Here is a 13904-nt window from a genome sequence, read left to right as displayed (position 1 = left end):
CAGCGCCGCGGCAGGGATCCGCCGTGCTGGTTGTCGGAAAAGGAGCCGCTAGTGGGAAAGAGGAGGGTAAATTTTCAGCGTTGCTGGCTCCCCGTCAGCCGGATTGGGTTGCATCGCAGGGGTGTCGAAAGAGTCAACTGCGGTCCAAAGCTGTTGGACTTGGGTGAAAAGGGCGTTTATTCTTCCTATACGTTGTCGGCAGCGGGCCAAAAAGGAATACGTCCATGCCCATCGAGGTGAAACCGGCTGTGAGCGCGGGTTCAAGCATATAGCCCGACAGGCGCGTATCCTTGCCGATCACGACACGATGGCGGTGGTCACCGCGACGAAAGACACGGCCAGCCGCCATGCCGACGCGCAAGGCGGTTTCCGCCGTCATCGCGCCTTCGTTGGCTTTGCCACGAATACCGTCTGTGCCGAAATATTTGCGCACCATAAGGTCGATTATCCTGTCGTCGGGTCGCCCTCAAAGGGGACATGCCTGCTGAACCGCGAATATAGAGAAATATCCCGAATGTGCAGTTAACGAATTCTTGCGGTTTCTTTCAGCGCCGCCAATACCGCCAGCCCGTCGCGCAAGGGGCGCGGCTCGTGTGTGCGGATGAAGTCAGCTCCACCTGCGGCGGCGGCAAGCTCTGCAGCGAGTGTCGCGGCCCCGACATCCCCCGGACCACGGCCTGTGAGCGCGCGCAGAAAGGATTTGCGCGAAACAGACAGAAGCACCGGCAAATCGAAGCGCAGCCGCAATTCATCGAACCGCGCCAGCACCGAGAGCGAGGTTTCGGGAGCAGCCCCCAGAAAAAACCCCATGCCGGGATCAAGGACAAGGCGGTTGCGTTTGATACCGGCACCCGTCAGCGCCGCGATGCGCGCGTCAAAGAACGCCGCAATGTGATCCATGATGTCGCCAGCGGGTGCCTCGCGCCGATCTGCCTGCCCGTCTTGCACCGAATGCATAACGACGAGTTTGGCAGATGATTTCGCCAATTGCGGATAGAACGCAGCGTCTGGAAAACCGCGAATATCATTGAGATAGGCCACACCACGCGACAAGGCATAGGCTTGCGTCGCGGGTTGATAACTGTCGAGCGAGACGGGAATGCCATCTGCCTTGAGCGCGTCCAGCACCGGCGCGATACGCGCGATTTCTGTGTCGGACGAAACAGGCGCGGCGTCGGGATTGCTGGATGCCGGACCGAGGTCGATCACATCTGCCCCCTCGGCCATCAGCTTACGCGCCTGCGCAATGGCTGCGTCTGGCGCCAGATACCGGCCTCCATCGGAGAAACTGTCCGAGGTTATGTTGACGATGCCGAAAATGATGAGCGATTTATTCATGGGGGCTTCTATAATAATAATAATCGAGCATGAGTCTCATACGGATGCTCGGGTCGAAAGGGAATCCCCAGGCGAGTAACCTGTTTGCGGTGATCCATTAGCTGCAGGAGCAGAAGAGCATACATCTGGAAGCAAAGCCAGGCAAGCGGCCTATGGAGCTGTGCGGCAGCGCTCAGTAGGCAATTTTTCAAAATATTGTTAAGCCTTTTCTGAGCATGGTATTTTTCATGGTATTACCAATTAGCAGGAAAATAAGCCATTGAATATAAAAGATAAAAATGTCTTGTTTACAATAGAGTGGGAGTGATGCCACGTCTGCATGGCTAGGCATTAAATAGCTAAAACATCCTAAAGCCCGCTTAATTGCGGGCTTTTATATTGCAAATTCTAATATTTAATAGCCGCAAAGAATAACCTCCATCCTAACTTCTGCCCTAAACCATACTCTAATCTCCGTCTAACCCATGACGGAGAACGAAGATGGTGCATATCGTAGGTGTGGTAGGAAGTTTACGCAAAGGGTCTTATAACTATCATTTACTGCAAGCAGCGCTAGAATTGATGCCAGAAGGGGCAACCCTTGAGCTCAGAACCATTGATAACATCCCTTTATATAATGCTGATCTAGAAGCAGAGTTGGGATTGCCTGAGGCGGTGATTAGCTTAAAACAGGCTTTTGCTACGGCTGATGGGGTTATTTTGGCAACCCCTGAATATAACAACGGCATCCCGGGTGTATTTAAAAATGCGATTGACTGGGCTTCGCGGCCGCCAGCGGATGTGCCACAGGTATTTGCGGGCAAGCCTTTTGGCGTTATTGGGGCTTCTACTGGTGGCTTTGGCACCATCTTGGCGCAAGATGCGTGGCTTTCAGTGTTACGTTTTTTAGGCGCAATCCCTTGGTGTGGCAAGCGAGTGCTGGTTTCTTTAGCAGAGCAAGAATTTGATGTGGATGGGCGCCTTATTAATGACGTATTACGGCAGCGCTTAAAAGAGTATTTAGCTGAGTTTGTAACCTTTGTGCAGCAGCAACAACGCGAGAACTGACACTCTCAGCGGATTAATCGCTCAATAAAAAAGCCAACCCTAGGGTTGGCTTCAGGTAGCTGACAAACCCCGCCTTTTTGGTGGGGTTTGTTGTTTTATGCACTTCAATGACGCTTTTTCTTTTGGGATAAGCGCTCAAATGGGACAAGCGTTCAAAGAGCGGAAGTTTTTGCTCCAAGATTTTTTAAGGTGAATTGGGCGTATCTGAGCTTAAGTAGGCGTGTAAACAGGCACTCATGAGGGCAAGAGGTTTACAAAAGCTGCACTATCCTGCCAGGAGTGCGATTTTCTTGATGTTTTGTGCCGCGGCAGTCATCAGGCATTGCGCCTGCACTTTGTGACGACCGCGATACCGCGCGTAGCGGTATTGGTGCAGCTCTTTGGCATCGGCAAAGCTGCGCTCTACTGTTTCTTTGCGCCTCTGATAGATGGTCTTACCCCAAGGCGTCAGCCGGTTGGCATCCTGCCGTTCTCTGCTGTCTTCCCACACATGGCGGGTGACGGTTTTTTGTTGTTTGGCGTTCTGAGTACAGCGTGACAGCAGCGGGCATTGTCGGCACATAGCCGGATCAGATACATAGTGGCGATACCCTTCCCGGTTAGTTGTACTGTAAATCAAGGCCTGTCCTTGTGGGCACACATACTGGTCTGTTTCGGCGATATAGATAAACTCACGTTTACGCAAGTACCCTTGGCGATGGATCGGTCGCCGATAGCCAAACACCGCTTTTACCCCTTTATCTTCCAGCCCCTTGCTGATGGCTGTGGTGTGATAGCCTGCATCCAGGCCAACATACTGGACGTTAAAGCCAAAACGCTGTGTCTGCCGTTCCAATCTAGCCAAATAGGGCACTGCGTCGTGGACGTTACCCGCCGTGACATGCACATCGGTAATGATATTGGCTTTGGTATCCACCGTACGATGGTCAAGATAAAAAAAGCCTTGGGGTTTGTTATCCCGAGTCATAAAGCCGCTTTCAGGATCGGTCTTACTTTGTTTGATTTCCCGCACCTGAGGTTCGCTCGATGGCGGCGGCAAGGGCTTTTTTCCGTGGGCTAGACGATCCTCCTCGATCGCCTGATCCAACTTATCCATATAGGCTTGCCGTTCTGAAACGGCGTGTGCTTTGACCCATTTCCCCTTGTTAGCATTGGCTTTCAGGTGGGTTGAATCGGTATACAGTACCGTGCCGGATACCAACTTACGCTGCATCGCCTGCAAGACGATTTCATCAAAAATTTGCTGGTAGATATCCGAGTCATTAAAGCGGCGGCGACGATTCTGACTAAGGGTGCTGGCATCAGGGACTTTGTCGGTCAGGTTTAAACCGAGGAACCAGCGGTAGGCTACATTGACCTGAACCTCACGGATCAACTGACGTTCACTACGAATACCGAATAAATAGCCTATAAGCAGCAGTTTAAACAGTAGGGTTGGATCCAGCGCTGGGCGACCGTTGTTCGCGCAGTACAAGTCTTTGACCAGATCATGAATAAACGAGAAATCGATATGACGATCTACTTTGCGTAGTAAATGGTCAGAAGGAACCAGCTCGTCAATACAGACAAATTCGAGTTCGGACTGGGTCTGGGGGCGATCACGTAACACTGTACAACTCCTGCAGCAGATGTGTGCCCAGTATAAAAAACAAACCCCTCGATGGGAACGAGGGGTTTGTCAGCAGTCTGAAGCCAACCCTAGGGTTGGCTTTTTCGGTAACGGCGTTAGGCCATTACATGTTGGGATAGTTAGGACCGCCGCCACCTTCTGGAGTAACCCAGGTGATGTTCTGTGATGGGTCTTTAATATCACAGGTTTTACAGTGTACGCAGTTTTCAGCGTTGATCTGGAAGCGCTTATCGCCATCATCGCTAGTTACCACTTCATATACGCCAGCCGGGCAGTAACGCTGTGCTGGCTCATCATATAAAGGTAGGTTTTTGTCTAACGGAATGCTGGGGTCAGCCAGTTTTAAGTGCACGGGCTGGTTGGCTTCATGGCTCGTATTGGACAAGAACACTGAGCTGAGCTTATCAAAGCTGAGCTTGCCATCTGGTTTTGGATAGTCAATCTTCTTCGCTTCAGAGGCTTTTTTCAGCTGAGCGTAGTCTGGCTTGGTGTCACGCAGGGTAACAGGGATTTTACCGCCAAAAATATTTTGATCGATAAAGTTAAAGGCGCCACCAACAAAGGCACCAAACTTGTGAATAGCTGCACCAAAGTTACGGCTGCGGTACAGGTCATCGTATAACCAGCTGTTTTTGTAGCCTTCTACATAACCCGTTAACTCGTTACCACCTTCGCTGCCGCCAAGTAAGGCTTCAGCTGCAGCTTCGGCAGCTAACATGCCGGACTTCATGGCGGTGTGGTTACCCTTAATTTTGGCAAAGTTAAGCGTACCTAAATCACAACCAATGAGTGCGCCACCTGGGAAGACCATTTTAGGTAAGGAGTTAAAGCCACCTTTAGTGATTGCACGCGCACCATAGGCAACACGGCTACCGCCTTCTAAGTACTGACTTACCACCGGGTGATGTTTGTAGCGTTGGAACTCATCAAATGGCGATAAGTGTGGGTTGCTGTAAGACAGGTCAACAATTAAACCCACTACTACTTGGTTGTTTTCAATGTGATAGAGGAAAGAACCACCTGGGTTTTCATCATCCAATGGCCAGCCAGCAGTGTGCACCACTAAACCTGGCTCGTGTTTGCTTGGATCAATATCCCAAATTTCTTTGATTCCGATACCGTAATGCTGAGGATCAGATTCGCTATCTAAGCCATAATGCTTGATTAACTGCTTACCGATGTGGCCACGGCAACCTTCAGCAAAGAAGGTGTATTTAGCACGTAATTCCATGCCGGGTACATAATCGGCTTTGTGGTTACCGTCGCGATCAACCCCCATGTCACCGGTGAGAATTCCGCGTACTACGTTATTTTCATCGATTAAGGCTTCGTAAGCTGGGAAGCCTGGGTATACTTCAACCCCAAGGTTTTCAGCCTGTTGCGCTAACCAGCGGCACAGGTTACCGGCTGAGATAATGTAGTTGCCTTCGTTGTGCATGGTTTTTGGCACAAACATGTTCGGCACTTTTTGCGCTTTTTCAGCGTTTTTCAGTAGATAAATATCGTCACGGGTGACGGGAGTGTTTAACGGTGCGCCCAGTTCTTTCCAGTCAGGAAAGAGCTCATCTAACGCGCGAGTTTCAAACACGGCACCTGATAAAATATGGCCACCGACTTCTGCGCCTTTCTCTACCACACAGACGCTAAGCTCTTGCCCAGCTTCGTTGGCTTTCTGTTTTAGTCGGCAAGCTGCGGAAAGCCCAGCAGGGCCAGCACCAACAATAACCACGTCGAATTCCATGTATTCGCGTTCCACAAGCGTCTCCTCGTCACAATGATTTAGAATTATAAGTAATTTTAATCTGTAGCCAGCATCTAGTAAAAGTCTTTAGTCTAATAGGTAAATATACTATAAGTTTTGACGTAAACTAAAGAAAAACCTGGTTTAAAAGCCTTGTTCTGCATTATAGCTAGGCTGTAGAGTGTATCCAATATAAACGATCGTTTGAATTTTTGTGAGAAACTCATTAATAATAGTCGTTGTACAGGGTCTTTTAGCGTGTTCTGTGTTGACCCCGTAAGCGGTTACGTTCAAGATAACTCAAATTTTTTAGATTTTTGCATGTATTACTCTATTTCGGAGTAGCTTGCACTGAATATCAGGCCAATAGCATGTGTGCTTGGCTATTTCTTTACTCACCGGAGATAACGAGGAATCCATGAAGGTTCTTGTAGCTGTCAAACGAGTGGTAGATTACAACGTTAAAGTACGTGTTAAAGCGGACAATACGGGTGTTGATCTAGCCAACGTCAAGATGTCAATGAATCCATTCTGTGAAATCGGCGTAGAGGAAGCCGTCCGCTTGAAAGAGCAGGGCGTAGCTACGGAGATTGTTGCAGTTTCTATTGGCCCAAGTACTGCCCAAGAGCAGTTACGCACGGCATTAGCTTTAGGTGTTGACCGCGCGATTTTAGTTGAAACTGAAGAAGAGCTAGGCTCTTTAGCAGTGGCTAAAATCTTAAAAGCAGTGGTTGATAAAGAGCAGCCGCAAATCATCATGCTAGGTAAGCAGGCGATTGATAGCGATAACAACCAAACAGGTCAAATGCTGGGTGCATTAACTGGTTATGCGCAAGGTACTTTTGCTTCTAAAGTAGAAGTTGCTGGCGATAAAGTGAATGTTACACGTGAGATCGACGGTGGTTTAGAGACTGTTGCGCTAAATCTGCCAGCAATCGTAACCACTGACTTACGTCTAAATGAGCCACGTTACGCTTCTTTGCCGAACATTATGAAAGCGAAGAAAAAACCGTTAGAAACCCTCAGCGTAGCTGACCTAGGTGTTTCTACTGCATCAACAGTGAAAACCTTAAAGGTTGAAGCACCAGCAGCGCGTAGCGCGGGCATCAAAGTGAAAGATGTTGCTGAGTTAGTTGATAAATTAAAAAATGAGGCGAAAGTAATCTAATGGCTATTTTGGTTATTGCAGATCACACTAACGCTGCTCTGGGTGCCGCTACCCTGAACACTGTATCGGCAGCCAAAGCTATTGGTGGTGATGTTGATGTTTTAGTAGCGGGTGCAGGTTGTGCCGAGGTAGCTGCTGCAGCTGCGAAAATTGAAGGTGTTAACAAAGTGCTGGTAGCAGATAACGCTGCTTTCGGTCATCAGTTACCTGAAAACGTTGCGCCACTGATTGCTGACTTAGGTAAGGCTTACAGCCACATCTTGGCTCCGGCAACCACCACCGGTAAAAACGTACTGCCACGTGTTGCTGCGTTATTAGACGTTGATCAAATCTCTGAGATCATTGCAGTAGAAAGCGCTGATACGTTCAAGCGTCCTATCTATGCAGGTAATGCTATTGCTACTGTTCAATCTTCAGCACCAATTAAAGTGATCACTGTACGTGCAACAGGTTTTGATGCAGCGCCTGCTGAAGGTGGTTCTGCTGCTGTTGAGGAAGTGACCAATGCTGCTGATGCAGGCATCTCTAGCTTTGTAAGTGAAGAGCTAGCTAAATCAGATCGTCCAGAGCTCACTTCAGCTAAAGTAGTTATTTCAGGTGGTCGTGGTTTACAAAACGGCGAAAACTTCGAAATGCTGTATAAGCTGGCTGACAAAATCGGTGCCGCTGTGGGTGCTTCACGTGCCGCAGTTGACGCAGGCTTTGTACCTAACGATATGCAAGTGGGTCAAACCGGTAAAATCGTTGCACCACAACTATACATCGCAGTAGGTATCTCTGGAGCGATTCAACACCTTGCAGGTATGAAAGACTCTAAAGTTATCGTCGCCATTAACAAAGACGAAGATGCGCCTATTTTCCAGGTAGCAGACTACGGCTTAGTGGCTGACTTATTTGACGTGGTTCCAGAGCTAGAAGCAGCGCTATAAGTTGCTTTGTTGCTGGATTACGCCAGTCTAAGAAAAAACCCATAACTGCAAAGTTATGGGTTTTTTTATCGCACTAAATAAGCAACGGCTAGAAGTTGACTGGGGTTACCAGCCAACCCCAACCCCGATCAGGTAACGGCGATCATTTAAGTTGCCGTGTTTGCTGGCGATTTTATCCCACTCGGTTTTTAAGGTCAGCGAAGCCCAGCTATTCACCTTGTAACGGGCACCTGCCTCCAGATCTAGAATGTAATCCACTTCACTAATAAAGGGCTTACCGACTTCGCCAGTGCTGTAAAGCTCAAGGGTTTTGGCTAAAAAATAACGGTTGTAGTTCCAGCTTAGGGTGCCAGAGTTAAATTTTTTCAGAGTGCGATCGGCGTATTTATAATGATGGTGATTAAATAATGTAGTGAGAGAAAAGGCGCCCAGCTCATTATCCCAAAACTGATAACCAGGGCCGGTACCTAGGGTTTCTTGTTTGCGCAAATCCTCTAGTTTGTCGTTGACGTATTTCGCCTTGCCTTTCCAGAACCATTGCTCGCTTATAAAATGGTCAAGATCGTATTGTAAGTCGAGCGTATCAGTCTTTTTACTGTCATTTTTAATTTCATGATCATATTCTAGTGCCATAAGGTGCCGCCAGCGTCCATGACGAAGCTCGTTATTCACCGCAACACTGTAATCTTTTACGTCACTTTCTTTCTTTTTATAGTCAGCCGACAGGTGCACATTGCCCTTGAGATAAAAATCTTCAACTAAGGGTTTAGGTGGCATCATTTGATAGATGTTTTCCAGAGCTAAGGTGATGGGTTGTTCACCGTTAACTAGCTGTACGCTACCTTCTGGCCCGCGCTTAAGGGATTTAGCTTGTTGTGAGGCGTTAACTGATGGTTTGACCAAGAGTGGACGATCACTTTCAAGAGTAGAGATTTTGGCCACATCTAAGGTAATGGTGCCAGCGTAATCGGTTTTAAGTAAAAGCTTGCCACGATCTAACACAACAATAGTACCGGTCAGGCGATCATCGTTTTTTAACCAGACAGTGTCTGCATGACTTAACTGGCTAAGCAGTGTGGCGCAGAATAACAAACCATATTTAAGGTAAGACAAAGGGTAATAACTAAGCATAAGGGAGTGGTTTTAGGGTATAAATTTAAGACTAAGAGTAATGGAGGCGAATGAGGTTCAATGCCACGACAAAAACTGACGACAGAGCAAAAGCAGTTTATGCTATTTGCCAGTTTACAGGCTATTCCTCCTGGCAAAGTGATGACTTATGGTAAGTTAGCCCAGTTGGCAGGCTTAGGGCGTGCCGCGCGCTGGGTGGGAACTACTTTAAGTCAATTACCCTCTGATAGCTCTTTACCTTGGCACCGGGTAGTGGCAGCAGGCGGTAAGCTTAGCTTATCGAGTGCAACTGAGTCGGGGCGGATGCAGCGGCAAAGGTTGCAGCAAGAAGGTGTAGTAATAACCCAAGACCGCGTATGTTTAGCGCATGTTGAGTCGGGCGCCGGTCGCCTTGAGTAAGGGCAATACAATGATGGATCTAAGTTTAATGAAGCAAATCAATGTCGAGTAAGGTCTGGCGTGGAGCGCTAGAAGCTTATGCTAACCCAGCGGCTCTGGCCTTATTATTTTTAGGCTTTTCCGCCGGTCTACCTTATATGCTGGTATTTTCCACTCTGTCGGTGTGGTTACGTGAGGCAGGGGTAGCGCGTGAAACCATTGGTTATGCCAGCTTAATTGGTTTGGCTTACGCCTTTAAGTGGGTGTGGTCACCGATGCTGGATCAGTGGCGTTTGCCGATTATTGGGCGCTTGGGACGCCGTCGATCGTGGTTGGTCTTTTCTCAGTTGGTGATCGCCATCAGTTTAGCCGGGATGGCCTTAAGTGATCCCAAAACCCATTTGGCCGCACTGATTGCGTTGGCAGTTGCAGTGGCTTTTGCTTCCGCTACCCAGGATATTGCGGTAGATGCCTATCGACTGGAAATTGCGGATGAATCACGTCAGGCGGCAATGGCGGCTAGTTATATGGCGGGTTATCGGATTGCGATTTTACTAGCTACCGCAGGACCTTTGTATTTGGCGGAATGGTTTGGCTCAACGGGGCTAGATTATCGTCATGCGGCTTGGGCGAGCACCTATTTAATTTTTGCTTTGCTAATGCTGCCAGGATTGCTGACCACGCTGTGGATGAAAGAACCCGCATTAAGTGCCGAGCTGGGTTACACCCAATCGGTGTATGGCTTAGGGCATCAGTTACTTTCGGTATTGGTATTAGTGGTGTTACTGGTTTCATTGCCGGCACTCGCAACCCAGCTCATTAATACTGATTTTATGCGAGTGATTAATGGTGAGCTAAGTTGGCTGGGCTTGATCAAAGAAGACCGCGCATTACTCCGCGCACTGTTGTATCTGATCTTAAGTGGGTTGTGCTTATCGAGAATGGGCCGTACAGGCTTGCAGCCAGTGCTGACTCCAATTACTGATTTTGTGTTGCGTTATCGTTGGCAAGCACTGTTGCTGATAGGGCTGGTCTCTACTTACCGGATGTCAGATACCGTAACCATGGTGATGGCTAATGTATTTTATCTGGATCAAGGCTTTAGTAAGGATCAGATCGCGGGCGTAACAAAAGTTTTTGGCTTGATTATGACTTTACTCGGCGCAGGCTTGGGCGGCGTGTTGATTTTTCGCTTTGGGGTGATGCCGATTCTATTTATTGGTGGAATTACCTCAGCCATCACCAATTTATTTTATGCCGCATTGGTTAGCGCTGGCACTAATTTACATTTACTGATGTTAATTGTCAGTTTAGATAGCTTCAGTATGGGCTTGGCTACTTCAGCCTTTGTTGCTTTCTTGTCAAGCCTAACTAACCTTAAATTCTCGGCTACCCAATATGCATTGCTAAGTTCGCTGATGCTGTTTTTACCTCGTTTAGTCGGCGGTTATTCAGGAGTGTTAGTTGAGCATTTCGGCTACCAGCAATTTTTTATGATCAGCGCCAGTTTGGGCGTGCCAACCTTGATTTTGATTCTGTGGTATTGGCAGATACAAAAAAATGGTTGATGGTGCTTGAATAAGCCTGTGCTTGGCTCCATTAACCACTATGACTTAACGCTAAAGCAGGATGTAACTGAATGCGCTTGTTTTCTTTTTTGTTTGTATTGTTTCCGATTTTAGAGCTGGTGGTGCTTATCCAAGTGGGCAGCAAGATTGGCGTGCTGGCGACGATATTGTTGATTATTTTATCAGCCATTGCAGGGATTACTCTGATTCGTGTGGCTGGCGTAGCGACTGCATTACGGGCCCGTGAACGGTTAATGCAAGGGTTGCCACCTGAGCGTGAAATGCTTAATGGCTTATTAATGGCTGTCGGTGGCGTATTGCTATTGATCCCTGGCTTTATCAGTGATTTTTTGGGAGTCCTGTGTTTGCTACCCTTTATGCGTGGCTTGGTCATGGACTGGGTGGTGCAGCGCAGCGAGCAGCAGCGTGATGAACAACGTTTTGCGCGGGCACAAGATGCCAATGATCGCCAACGACAACAATCCCATAGTGCCGCAGAAACAGAGCCAGCGGTGCTAGAAGGTGAGTTTCAGCGAGCCGATGAGCCATTTACAAAAAAAGATGAATTGAACCCTTGAAATTAAAAAAGTGGCCCCCATCTTATAGGCCAAGTTCTAAACAATAGTGAAGAACGCCGTTTTCAGCTCGCTTAGCGAGCGCTCTATTAGCATCTAAGTGCTGATAGATTTTTAACTAAACCAATTGATGATAACCATCAATTTAGTGTGTAAATAAATCTGTTGGGAGAGATCGACAATGAAGCTTCGTCCTCTGCATGACCGTGTGGTAATCCGCCGTAGTGAAGAAGAAACTAAAACCGCTGGTGGTATCGTGCTGCCAGGTTCTGCGGCTGAAAAACCCAACCAAGGCGAAATCGTAGCCGTGGGTACCGGTCGCGTTCTGGAGAATGGCGATATTCGCGAGTTAGCGGTAAAAGTAGGCGATAAGGTAGTCTTTGGCCCTTATTCAGGCAGCAACACCGTAAAAGTAGACGGTGAAGACTTATTGGTAATGAGCGAGAGCGAAATTCTCGCAGTAATCGAAGCCTAAGTTTACAGACCACTACGTTTAGTTTATTTGCAAACTTTTGAGGAAATAGATTCATGGCTGCTAAAGAAGTGAAATTTGGCGACGCTGGCCGCATTAAAATGCTAGCAGGTGTTAACGTACTGGCAGATGCCGTTAAAGCAACGCTTGGCCCTAAGGGTCGTAACGTGGTTTTAGAGCGCAGTTTTGGTGCTCCGTTAATCACTAAAGATGGTGTTTCAGTAGCGAAAGAAATCGAACTGAAAGATCGCTTTGAAAACATGGGTGCGCAACTGGTTAAAGACGTTGCTTCTAAAGCGAACGATGAAGCCGGTGACGGTACCACTACTGCTACAGTACTGGCTCAAGCCATTGTTAACGAAGGCTTAAAAGCAGTTGCAGCGGGTATGAACCCAATGGACTTAAAGCGCGGTATTGATAAAGCAACCGTAGCTATTGTTGAGCAAATCAAAAGCTTAGCTAAGCCTTGCGCTGACTCTAAAGCCATTGCTCAAGTCGGTACTATCTCTGCAAACTCTGACTCCTCAATCGGTGACATCATTGCTGAAGCGATGGAAAAAGTAGGCAAAGAAGGCGTTATTACTGTTGAAGAAGGTTCCGGTTTAGAGAACGAACTGTCTGTGGTTGAAGGTATGCAGTTTGATCGTGGCTACCTGTCGCCTTACTTCATCAACAAACCTGACACCATGGTGGCAGAGTTAGAGGATCCTTTACTGTTATTAGTGGATAAGAAGATCTCTAACATCCGTGAGTTGCTGCCAGTACTTGAAGCTGTAGCGAAAGCAGGTCGTCCACTGTTAATTATTGCTGAAGATGTTGAAGGTGAAGCCTTAGCAACTTTAGTAGTGAACAATATGCGCGGCATTGTTAAGGTGGCAGCGGTTAAAGCGCCTGGCTTCGGTGATCGCCGTAAAGCTATGCTGCAAGATATTGCTATCTTAACTGGCGGTACCGTAGTTTCTGAAGAAGTGGGTCTAAGCTTAGACACCACAACATTAGAGCACTTAGGTCAAGCTAAGCGTGTTGTGATCAACAAAGACGACACCACTGTGATTGATGGCTCAGGTGCACAAGCGGATATCGAAGCCCGTGTGGCACAGATTCGTAAGCAAATCGATGAAACTTCATCTGACTACGACAAAGAGAAACTGCAAGAGCGTCTCGCTAAATTAGCCGGCGGTGTGGCAGTGATCAAAGTGGGTGCAGCAACTGAAGTTGAAATGAAAGAGAAAAAAGCCCGCGTTGAAGATGCGTTACACGCTACTCGCGCTGCGGTTGAAGAAGGTGTAGTGCCTGGTGGTGGTGTGGCTTTAGTACGCGCACTGTTAGCCATTGAAGGCCTAACTGGCGACAACGAAGATCAGAACGTAGGAATTGCTTTACTGCGCCGTGCAGTTGAAGCACCGTTACGTCAGATCGTTTCTAACGCCGGTGACGAGCCAAGCGTGGTAGTTGATAAAGTTAAAAACGGCGAAGGTAACTTCGGCTTTAACGCTGCCAGCGGTGAGTACGGCGATATGATCGCTATGGGTATCCTTGACCCAGCCAAAGTAACTCGCTCTGCGCTGCAAGCGGCTGCTTCTATCGGTGGTTTAATGATCACCACTGAAGCAATGATTGCCGACATTAAAGAAGAAGGCGCAATGCCAGCTATGCCTGATATGGGCGGCATGGGTGGTATGGGTGGTATGGGTGGAATGATGTAATTCTTCCTACCTCGCGTAGTGTCAGAAAAGGCCATCCATGCGGATGGCCTTTTTTATTGGCTAGATAAATTTGTCTGAATTTGCTGTATCAGATGCGGGTTAAGTAGCTGGAGGATTAATCAACGGTAGTTGGCTGATCAGGCTAGTGCTTAGGCAGGCAACGAAAAAACCACCAATTGCTTGGTGGTTTTTTCGTGGGATGATACTAAAGTGTCACGGTG

The 13904-nt window shown here is 47.9% G+C and carries 13 protein-coding genes; 8 read left to right on the top strand and 5 right to left on the bottom strand.

Features of this window, described 5'->3' with window-relative positions; all coding sequences use genetic code 11:
- Positions 1 to 133: 133 nt before the first annotated feature.
- Together AC2T15_RS08955 and sul2 are read right to left on the bottom strand one after the other, a co-directional pair.
- Complete coding sequence (locus AC2T15_RS08955; RefSeq protein ID WP_000251875.1) at positions 134 to 436, bottom strand: phosphoglucosamine mutase; 303 nt, start codon at positions 434 to 436, stop codon at positions 134 to 136.
- An 86-nt stretch (positions 437 to 522) separates the two neighbouring features.
- On the bottom strand, positions 523 to 1338 hold the full coding sequence (gene sul2 / locus AC2T15_RS08950; RefSeq protein ID WP_001043260.1) for a sulfonamide-resistant dihydropteroate synthase Sul2: 816 nt from the start codon (positions 1336 to 1338) through the stop codon (positions 523 to 525).
- Between the two features lie 480 nt (positions 1339 to 1818).
- On the opposite strand from sul2, the gene AC2T15_RS08945 reads away from it, so the two are divergent.
- A complete protein-coding gene (locus AC2T15_RS08945; protein ID WP_486778095.1) occupies positions 1819 to 2385 on the top strand; it encodes an NADPH-dependent FMN reductase in 567 nt (188 codons plus the stop codon).
- A 265-nt stretch (positions 2386 to 2650) separates the two neighbouring features.
- On the opposite strand, the gene AC2T15_RS08940 is transcribed toward AC2T15_RS08945, so the two are convergent.
- Positions 2651 to 3994 carry an IS1182 family transposase gene (locus AC2T15_RS08940; RefSeq protein ID WP_486778094.1) on the bottom strand — a complete coding sequence of 448 codons (1344 nt, stop codon included), beginning with the start codon at positions 3992 to 3994 and terminating at the stop codon, positions 2651 to 2653.
- 124 nt (positions 3995 to 4118) lie between these two features.
- Entirely contained in the window at positions 4119 to 5771 is a 1653-nt protein-coding gene (locus AC2T15_RS08935) for an electron transfer flavoprotein-ubiquinone oxidoreductase (RefSeq protein ID WP_053100154.1), read from the bottom strand.
- 403 nt (positions 5772 to 6174) lie between these two features.
- On the opposite strand from AC2T15_RS08935, the gene AC2T15_RS08930 reads away from it, so the two are divergent.
- Both AC2T15_RS08930 and AC2T15_RS08925 read left to right on the top strand, forming a co-directional pair.
- The gene (locus AC2T15_RS08930) at positions 6175 to 6924 is read left to right on the top strand and encodes an electron transfer flavoprotein subunit beta/FixA family protein (protein WP_053100152.1); all 750 of its coding nucleotides are present in this window, start codon (positions 6175 to 6177) and stop codon (positions 6922 to 6924) included.
- Positions 6924 to 7853, top strand: coding sequence for an electron transfer flavoprotein subunit alpha/FixB family protein (locus AC2T15_RS08925; protein ID WP_053100149.1), 930 nt, complete (start codon positions 6924 to 6926; stop codon positions 7851 to 7853). Before AC2T15_RS08930 ends, AC2T15_RS08925 begins: the two co-directional genes overlap by 1 nt.
- 105 nt (positions 7854 to 7958) lie before the next feature.
- Here AC2T15_RS08925 and AC2T15_RS08920 read toward each other — a convergent pair whose 3' ends face one another.
- Positions 7959 to 8966, bottom strand: a complete 1008-nt coding sequence (locus AC2T15_RS08920) for a DUF481 domain-containing protein (protein WP_486778093.1) — start codon at positions 8964 to 8966, stop codon at positions 7959 to 7961.
- A 78-nt stretch (positions 8967 to 9044) separates the two neighbouring features.
- Here AC2T15_RS08920 and AC2T15_RS08915 point away from each other — a divergent pair, with 78 nt between their 5' ends.
- The 5 genes from AC2T15_RS08915 to groL all read left to right on the top strand — a co-directional run bounded on the left by AC2T15_RS08915 (position 9045) and on the right by groL (position 13683).
- Positions 9045 to 9383, top strand: a complete 339-nt coding sequence (locus tag AC2T15_RS08915; protein ID WP_486778092.1) for an MGMT family protein — start codon at positions 9045 to 9047, stop codon at positions 9381 to 9383.
- Between the two features lie 41 nt (positions 9384 to 9424).
- The gene (locus tag AC2T15_RS08910; RefSeq protein WP_486778091.1) at positions 9425 to 10930 is read left to right on the top strand and encodes an AmpG family muropeptide MFS transporter; all 1506 of its coding nucleotides are present in this window, start codon (positions 9425 to 9427) and stop codon (positions 10928 to 10930) included.
- Positions 10931 to 11001: 71 nt separating this feature from the next.
- The gene (locus AC2T15_RS08905) at positions 11002 to 11508 is read left to right on the top strand and encodes an FxsA family protein (RefSeq protein ID WP_486778090.1); all 507 of its coding nucleotides are present in this window, start codon (positions 11002 to 11004) and stop codon (positions 11506 to 11508) included.
- 178 nt (positions 11509 to 11686) lie between these two features.
- Entirely contained in the window at positions 11687 to 11980 is a 294-nt protein-coding gene (locus tag AC2T15_RS08900; protein WP_053100138.1) for a co-chaperone GroES, read from the top strand.
- A gap of 53 nt (positions 11981 to 12033) precedes the next feature.
- Positions 12034 to 13683: a chaperonin GroEL gene (groL, locus tag AC2T15_RS08895; protein WP_286597399.1), complete on the top strand. Its 1650-nt coding sequence runs from the start codon at positions 12034 to 12036 to the stop codon at positions 13681 to 13683.
- Positions 13684 to 13904: the final 221 nt, after the last annotated feature.

It is taken from the genome of Thiopseudomonas sp. SA1F2-1K, from assembly GCF_057443035.1.
The sequence above is the reverse complement of the archived record's forward strand: the minus strand, read 5'-3'. Positions and strand labels throughout refer to the sequence as shown.

Bases quoted from the DNA above. Each gene is read 5' to 3' on its own strand.
- AC2T15_RS08955 (WP_000251875.1), bottom strand. From the start codon at position 436: ATGGTGCGCAAATATTTCGGCACAGACGGTATTCGTGGCAAAGCCAAC.
- AC2T15_RS08930 (WP_053100152.1), top strand. From the start codon at position 6,175: ATGAAGGTTCTTGTAGCTGTCAAACGAGTGGTAGATTACAACGTTAAA.
- AC2T15_RS08900 (WP_053100138.1), top strand. From the start codon at position 11,687: ATGAAGCTTCGTCCTCTGCATGACCGTGTGGTAATCCGCCGTAGTGAA.
- sul2 (WP_001043260.1), bottom strand. From the start codon at position 1,338: ATGAATAAATCGCTCATCATTTTCGGCATCGTCAACATAACCTCGGAC.
- AC2T15_RS08945 (WP_486778095.1), top strand. From the start codon at position 1,819: ATGGTGCATATCGTAGGTGTGGTAGGAAGTTTACGCAAAGGGTCTTAT.
- groL (WP_286597399.1), top strand. From the start codon at position 12,034: ATGGCTGCTAAAGAAGTGAAATTTGGCGACGCTGGCCGCATTAAAATG.
- AC2T15_RS08910 (WP_486778091.1), top strand. From the start codon at position 9,425: ATGTCGAGTAAGGTCTGGCGTGGAGCGCTAGAAGCTTATGCTAACCCA.
- AC2T15_RS08925 (WP_053100149.1), top strand. From the start codon at position 6,924: ATGGCTATTTTGGTTATTGCAGATCACACTAACGCTGCTCTGGGTGCC.
- AC2T15_RS08905 (WP_486778090.1), top strand. From the start codon at position 11,002: ATGCGCTTGTTTTCTTTTTTGTTTGTATTGTTTCCGATTTTAGAGCTG.
- AC2T15_RS08915 (WP_486778092.1), top strand. From the start codon at position 9,045: ATGCCACGACAAAAACTGACGACAGAGCAAAAGCAGTTTATGCTATTT.